Below are 7164 nucleotides of genomic sequence, written 5' to 3'. Positions count from 1 at the left end.
AAAACTCATCTCGGAATCGATCAAAGAACAAAGCATAAGCTCTATCCATCTTTCAAATTCATGAGTATCTGGCACAACACTTGCACCAAACACCCACGCTTATCGGCTGTTAATTTTTAAAGAACATCTCGCTTGAGGCTTTTGCTTTTCAGCTTTTGCCTGATCTGTTTTGCTGCCTTGCTTGCAGCACCGTGATCAGCGAAGAATGCAATTATGGCATGGTTTCAAGGGGGTGCGCAAGCCTTTTCAAAAAAAGATCAAAAAAGTTGTGCGAGTCTCGGTTTCCAATGTTTTCGGACACCCAGGATCGGCTTGAGCGCCCGCGCCTCTTAGAGGGCGCGCACGGGGCTGTCCGGAGAGCATGGGTTCGATCCGGACGGGTTATGCGGGGCAGATCCACGCAACGGGCGAGCTGTGCGAACCAGGATATGACGCGCGCTACCCCGTCCATCTACCTCGTGACAGGCGTGAGGCATCAGGCAAGCTGGGCCGGACAGTGCACGCAGCCATGCCGAGCACCTGCCCCTGCGCGCGCCCTCATGTCGCCCATGCCCTATATCTATCAACAGTAAGGCTGCAGCGGCAACACGGGCAGTCGCAAGCCAGGGCGTCATCCGTCAGCGTCAGGCAGCCAGGCGCCGGGCATCGCCCTACGCCGTCAACTAGTGCGACACTCGCGCGGCAGCTGGCGCACGGCGCTGGCGGATCAGGCAACGCGGCCGGCCCTGGCGCCCGCCGCCCATGCCGTGGGCAGCCACGGGGAGCGAGGGATGAGGTGGGATTGCGTCTGTTCTTGAAGGATGTGGTGTTGAGCGAAGGGCTGGCCCTGGCGCTGCCGGAGGGTGCCGCACGGCATGTGCAGGTGCTGCGTCAGCAGCCCGGCGATGAGGTGGTGCTGTTCGACGGGCACGGCGGGGAGTGGACGGCCGTCATCACGCAGATGGGGCGGCGCGACGTACAGGTGGCTGCGGCATCACGGCAAGACGTGGACCGGGAGCTGCCCGTGGCCGTGACGCTGGCCCTGGGCATGCCCGCCAATGACCGCATGGACGCGCTGGTGGAGAAGGCCGCGGAGCTGGGGGTGGCTGGCATTCAGCCGCTGGTGTGCGAGCGCTCGGTGTTGCGCCTGGATGGCGAGCGTGCGGCCAAGAAGGTGGCGCACTGGCAATCCGTGGCGGAAGCGGCCTGCGAGCAGAGTGGCCGCACACGGGTGCCGGTGGTGCATGCGGTGCAGCCTTTGAAGCATTGGCTGGAGGCGGCGGGTGCAGGCATGCACCGAGCCACCTTGAGCTTCAACCCGAGGCTGTCGGGGCTGCAGTGGTTGCAGCAGGCGGATCGGCTGACGCCTCAGGCCTCACATCCTGGGCTGTGCTTCTTGAGCGGGCCGGAGGGCGGCCTGACCGATGCGGAGGAGAAGCGGGCCAGCGAACTGGGCTGGACGCCCGTCGGACTGGGGGCCCGTGTTCTGCGCGCGGACACAGCCCCGCTGATGATGCTGTCGCTGGTGGCAGGGCAGTTGGCCTGATCGGCGGGCAGCGTCCAGCGAACGGATTTGCTGGCATCGCCTCGCCCTCGATGCGCGCGCCATCCATGGGTAGCGCGCATGGAGCACGACACGCTCAATCCTCGCTGGCGTCTGCCTGAGACGGTGCTTGCGCCCGCGCGGAGCCCGAGACCAGGTCAAAGCGGAACAGGCGGCACTCGATGGGGCCGTTGAACATGACGACGCGGCGGCTTTCCTTGAGGCGCATGGCGCTGGGCAGCTTCATGTCAGGGCTGAGCACCCAGGCGGTCCAGCCGCCGTACTGGCGCTTCCAGTGGGAGGCCAGGCGGGTGAAGAAGTCGCTGGCGCCCTGCTGATCGACGAAATCCTCGCGGGCAGCACGAACTGCGCCCCCGTGGCCCGTGCCCTTGGGATCGATGCGTTCGCCATAGGGCGGATTGAACATGAGGACGCCTCCTTCGGCCGGGGCTGGGCGCTGCAGCGCATCGGCTGTCTTGAACTCGATGGTGTGCAGCACGCCGGCGCGCTCGGCGTTGCGGGTGGCGAAGTCGGTCATGCGGAAGGAGACGTCGCCGGTGTAGATGCGCACGGCCGGGGCATGAATGCGATCGCGCGCCTGCTGCTTGAGCTGCTGCAGGCCGCCCAGGTGGGCCGCGAAGGGGCGCAGGCGCTCGAAGGCAAAGCGGCGTTGCAGGCCGGGGGCGATGCCACAGGCGATCTGGGCAGCCTCGATGGCGATGGTGCCGGAGCCGCAGCAGGGATCGAGCAAGGGGCCGTCTTCAGCACGGCCTTTCCAGCCGGCGGCGGCGAGCATGGCGGCGGCCAGCGTCTCCTTGAGCGGGGCCTCACCCTTGTCTTCGCGCCAGCCGCGCTTGAAGAGCGCCTCGCCAGAGGTGTCGACGTAGAGGTAGGCCACGTCGCCATCGAGGTGCAGTTGCAGGCTGAGGTCGGGGTGACGGGTATCGACGTCAGGACGTTCGCCGAACTGGTCGCGCAGGTGGTCGCAAACGGCGTCCTTGATGCGCAGGCCAGCGAAGTTCAGGCTCTGCAGCGGGCTGTGGCGGGCGGTGACGTCGACGCGCAGGGTGTGGCGCGGGGTGATCCAGTCGTCCCACTGGACGCTGCGGGCCAGGTGGTAGAGCTGGTCTTCGCTGGCGTAGGGGCCGAGGGCGACGCGCCATAGCACGCGCTGAGCCAGACGGCTTTGCAGGTTGAGCAGGAAGACGGCACGGACCATGGTGAGCGCCAGCTCGCTGCTGAGATCAAAGGAGAGGTCCGTGGCACGACGCGGCTGTTCGGAGGGGGCGACGCGCACGCCGCCGCGCTCCGGAATGATCTCCAGGGGCAGATCGTGCAGCCAGGGGGCCAGTTCTTCGGCCAACAGGGGCTCGACGCCCGCGGCACAAGAGAGGAAGAGCACGGGAGTCAGGTCACGCCGAACCGGTGCGGGCGCCGGGCGCCGCTGGGCGCCTTGGCCCGGGCCGTCGCCATAGCGGCCGCCCGCGCCACCGCCTCGGGCGGGGCCATCGCGGCGCTCTGCCCCACCCCGGTCCTGCTGAGAGGCGCGGGAGGAAGGGCCGGGGCGGCGACGGGGGGGCGTGGAGTTCATGGCGGAAGGATAGCGGCTGAGGGCCGGCATCGCAGCCCCCAGGGTAGGTTGGTGTGGCGGTGGGCGCTCGGTCAAGCCAGCGCCGCGGCCCAGGCGCTTGGCTCAGAGGTGCCCGGGAGCGTCCTCACGCAGGATGGCGGACACGTCGGAGCGGAATTCGCGGCGGAACAGCACCCACAGCACGGCCAGGGTGAGCAGCATGAAGACACCCGGCGAAATGAACCACCCGATGACGGCGAAGGACATGTAATAGGCGCGCAGGCCGTCGGCGAAGCTTTCGGCGGCCAGGCCCATGAGGCGCCCAGCGCGATCGGCGTATTCATCCCGGTCGGCTACGCCGCTGTCGAAGACGGAGACGTTGGGCGCGGCCCCCACCACGATGGCGCCGAAGGAGTAGACGCGCATCGACCAGGTGAAGCGGAAGAAGGCGTACACAAAGACCACCAGCATGGTGATGATCTTCAGGTCGAAGATGAGCATGGAGGTGCGCGCGGCGAAGGGCAGATCCTGCACCAGCACATTGGCCTTGTCGCTGGTGCCCAGCACGGCCAGCAGACCACCAAGCACCAGGATGGTGGTGGAGGCCCAGAAGGACGGGCTGGCCGACAGGTTCTGCACCACGGCGGCATCAACGATGCGCTGATCACGGAAGGTGACCTGGCGCATCCACAGCTTGCGATAGTGGTTGGTGCTGGCCAGCAGGGTGCGCTGGACCTTGGCGCGCCAATCCGCAAACAAGGCATAGCCGATCCAGCCGCCGATGAACAGGGCCAGCGCCGCCCAGTCCTGCCAGGGCAAGACGGTGATGAGGTTGGTGATCAGGTTGGGCAGCTGCGGCATGGAAGCGTGGCGAAGAGGGGGTGGACGGCGGGCCTGCCTTGATGCGGCCCAGGCGGCTCAGAGCGCCTTGCGCAGGTTGGCCGGGGCGATCTTGAGGGCTTCGCGGTACTTGGCCACGGTGCGGCGCGCCACCTGGATGCCCTGCTCTTCGAGCATGCTGCTGAGCTGGCTGTCGGACAGGGGCTTCTTGGCGTCTTCGGCCGACACGAGCTGCTTGATCAGCGCGCGCACCGCCGTGCTGGAGGCATTGCCGCCGGCCTCGGTGTTAAGCGAGGAGCCGAAGAAGTACTTGAGCTCGAAGGTGCCGAACGGCGTGTTCATGTACTTGGCCGTGGTCACGCGCGAGATGGTCGATTCGTGCAGGCCGAGCTCGTCGGCGATCTCGCGCAGCACCAGCGGCTTCATCGCGATCTCGCCGTGGGTGAAGAAGTTCTTCTGGCGATCGACGATGGCCTGCGACACACGCAGGATGGTGTCGAAGCGCTGCTGGATGTTCTTGACGAACCAGCGGGCCTCTTGCAGACGCGAGCTCATGCTGGCGTGGCCTTCGGAGGCGGCGCTGCCACGCGGCGCGCGGCTCTGCTTGAGGGCCTGGGCGTAGAGGTCGTTGATGCGTAGCTTGGGCATCACGTCGGGGTTGAGCACGACCTTGAAGCCGCGGCCGGACTTCTGCACGATGACGTCGGGCACGATGATGTTGGCCTCGGCACGCGTGAAGGGGCGGCCCGGCTTGGGTTCGAGCTGCACGATCATGCCCTGCGCTTCCTTGAGCAGGGCCTCGTCGGCACCGGTCGCGGCCATGAGCTTCTTGAAGTCGCGGCGGGCCAGCAGTTCGAGGTGGCTCTTGCAGATCAGGATGGCAATGGCCTGGGCCTCGCAACGCTCGCGGGCGCGCAGCTGCAGGATCAGGCACTCGGACAGGTCGGCCGCGCCGACGCCCAGAGGGTCGAGGTTCTGCAGCCAGCGCAGGGCGCAGCGCAGGCGCGAGAGCACCTCGTCGCGCATTTCTTCATCGGCGTCCTCGGAGAACAGGGACTCGGCGATCTCTTCGAGCGGGTCGGCCAGGTAGCCGTCTTCGTTCAGGGACTCGATGAGCATGTCGACCGCGGCCATGTCCTGCGGCGACAGGCGGGTGCCGCGCAGTTGCTGGCGCAGGTGCTCGGCCAGGCTGATGGCGATGCTGTTGCGCTCGAGCGGGTCGAAGTCGTCGTCATCGTTGTTGCGCGAAGGCGTTTCGCGGATGCCGTCGAAGTCGTCGCGCTCGGTGCCGTTTTCCCAGTCGTCGCGCTCGGTGGTGCCGAGTTCGGCCGTGTCCAGGCCAGTGCCTTCGGCCGCACTGTCGCCCTCGGACGAGGCGGCGCTCTCGGTCTCGCGGCTTTCCTCACGCTGCACGCGCTCGGACTGCTGGCGTTCAGCCTCCAGGCTGACCAGGCTGTTGTCGAAACCGCCTTCGTCCTCCGGCTCCAGGAAGGGGTTCTGCTCCAGCATCTGCTCGACCTCTTGATGGAGTTCGAGCGTGGAGAGTTGCAGCAGGCGGATGGACTGCTGCAGCTGGGGGGTGAGCGCCAGGTGCTGCGAGAGCCGGAACTGCAAGGAGGGCTTCATACCGCCAGCGCGCCTTACATGCGGAAGTGTTCGCCCAGGTAGACCTTGCGGACCTCGGCGTTGTGGATGATCTCGGAAGGGCGGCCTTCGGCCAGCACGCGGCCTTCGCTGATGATGTAGGCACGGTCGCAGATGCCGAGGGTTTCGCGCACGTTGTGGTCGGTGATCAGCACGCCGATGCCGCGTCCCTTGAGGAAGCTGATGATGCGCTGGATCTCGATCACGGCGATCGGATCGACGCCGGCGAAGGGCTCGTCGAGCAGGATGAAGCGCGGCTGCGTGGCCAGGGCCCGGGCGATCTCGACGCGGCGGCGCTCGCCACCCGACAGCGCCAGCGAAGGGCTGGTGCGCAGGCGCTCGATGCTCAGGTCGTGCAGCAGGGTGTCCAGGCGCTGCTCGATCACGGCAGACGTGAGCGGCTTGCCGCGCTCATCCACCTGCAGCTCCAGCACGGCGCGGATGTTCTCTTCCACATTGAGTTTGCGGAAGATGGAGGCCTCTTGCGGCAGGTAGCTCAGGCCCATGCGCGAGCGCTGGTGGATGGGCAGGCGCTCGACGCGCTGGCCATCGATGTCGATCATGCCGGCGTCGGCGCGCACGAGGCCCACGATCATGTAGAAGCTGGTGGTCTTGCCGGCGCCGTTGGGGCCCAGCAGGCCGACGACCTCGCCGGCGCCCACGGCCACGTGGACATCATGGACAACGGTGCGAGCGCCGTAGCGCTTCTTCAGGCCCTCGGCGCGCAGCTGGCTGGGGGCGGCGGCTGCCGGTGTGGCAGGCGCGGGGGTGGCGGGCGAGGCGTCCGGCATCAGCGGTTGCTCTCCAGCGCAGGTTGAGACAGGCTGCCGGAGGGCGCCAGTTTGGCGCCATCACGCGGCGCGGCATTGCCCGGTGCGGAGGCCGGATCGTTGCGGGGCGCGATCACGCCACGCACACGGCCGCCCGTCGTGGGCGATCCCGTGGTACCGCCGCCACTGCCGCCACCAGCCACCTGGAAGACCTCGGTGCGGTTGTCGTAGACGATGCTCTGACCCACGACCTCGTCGGCCACGGTGGCGCCATTGAGGCGGCGCATCACGGCGCGGCCCTTGAAGTAGACCTTGTCGCCCTGGCCGTCGTACTCGATGCGCTCGGCCTCGCCTTCGATGTATTCATCGAGGCCCTGGCGGCGCTGGCGGAAGTAGGCTCGCCCGCCGGCCCCATTGGTGGCCACGGCCGTCTGGGAGCCGTCGGCCTGCTGGCGCACCTCGACCTTGGCGGACCTCAGCACGATGGTGCCCTTGGTGATCTCGACGTTGCCGGTGAGCACGTTGACGCGCTGGTTGTCATCAACCCGGGCGTTGTCGGCCGCGAAATTGAGGGGCTGGAAACGGTCGGAGCTGTCGGCCCAGGCCGACTGGGCGACCAGGACGCCGCCAAGCGTCAGGGCCAGGCCAAGCACCAGGGCGGTGCGGCGGCGTTGGGGGGCAGCGGGGGGCAAAGAGGACACGTGCATGTGGCGAGCCACTATCGGCATGAATTTTGCATTCATTCTAGCCGCGAAGCCCGTGGCATGGACAGAGCCCGAGTGGGATGTCCATGCAAATCATCCGGAAAGATCCGGTGA

6 protein-coding genes are annotated in these 7164 nt (G+C 67.2%); 1 reads left to right on the top strand and 5 read right to left on the bottom strand.

Annotated features, from left to right (window positions below; translation table 11 throughout):
- The first annotated feature begins 775 nt into the window (after positions 1 to 775).
- On the top strand, positions 776 to 1525 hold the full coding sequence (locus WAQ08_RS13380; protein ID WP_422192077.1) for a 16S rRNA (uracil(1498)-N(3))-methyltransferase: 750 nt from the start codon (positions 776 to 778) through the stop codon (positions 1523 to 1525).
- 94 nt (positions 1526 to 1619) lie between these two features.
- Here the strand turns inward: WAQ08_RS13380 and WAQ08_RS13375 are convergent, their stop codons facing one another.
- From WAQ08_RS13375 to lptA, 5 genes are all read right to left on the bottom strand, one after another.
- A complete protein-coding gene (locus WAQ08_RS13375; protein WP_422192076.1) occupies positions 1620 to 3113 on the bottom strand; it encodes a THUMP domain-containing class I SAM-dependent RNA methyltransferase in 1494 nt (497 codons plus the stop codon).
- Between the two features lie 102 nt (positions 3114 to 3215).
- A complete protein-coding gene (locus WAQ08_RS13370) occupies positions 3216 to 3953 on the bottom strand; it encodes a DUF599 domain-containing protein (protein ID WP_422192075.1) in 738 nt (245 codons plus the stop codon).
- Positions 3954 to 4010: 57 nt separating this feature from the next.
- A complete protein-coding gene (locus WAQ08_RS13365) occupies positions 4011 to 5558 on the bottom strand; it encodes an RNA polymerase factor sigma-54 (RefSeq protein WP_422192074.1) in 1548 nt (515 codons plus the stop codon).
- A 14-nt stretch (positions 5559 to 5572) separates the two neighbouring features.
- Positions 5573 to 6367 (bottom strand): LPS export ABC transporter ATP-binding protein, encoded by a 795-nt coding sequence (gene lptB / locus WAQ08_RS13360; RefSeq protein WP_422192073.1) that lies wholly within the window; start codon positions 6365 to 6367, stop codon positions 5573 to 5575.
- Complete coding sequence (gene lptA / locus WAQ08_RS13355; protein ID WP_422192072.1) at positions 6367 to 7047, bottom strand: lipopolysaccharide transport periplasmic protein LptA; 681 nt, start codon at positions 7045 to 7047, stop codon at positions 6367 to 6369. Before lptA ends, lptB begins: the two co-directional genes overlap by 1 nt.
- Between the last annotated feature and the right edge of the window lie 117 nt (positions 7048 to 7164).

This window comes from Aquabacterium sp. (assembly GCF_049274795.1).
Classification (GTDB): domain Bacteria; phylum Pseudomonadota; class Gammaproteobacteria; order Burkholderiales; family Burkholderiaceae_C; genus Aquabacterium.
This window is presented reverse-complemented; position numbering and strand designations above follow the sequence as displayed.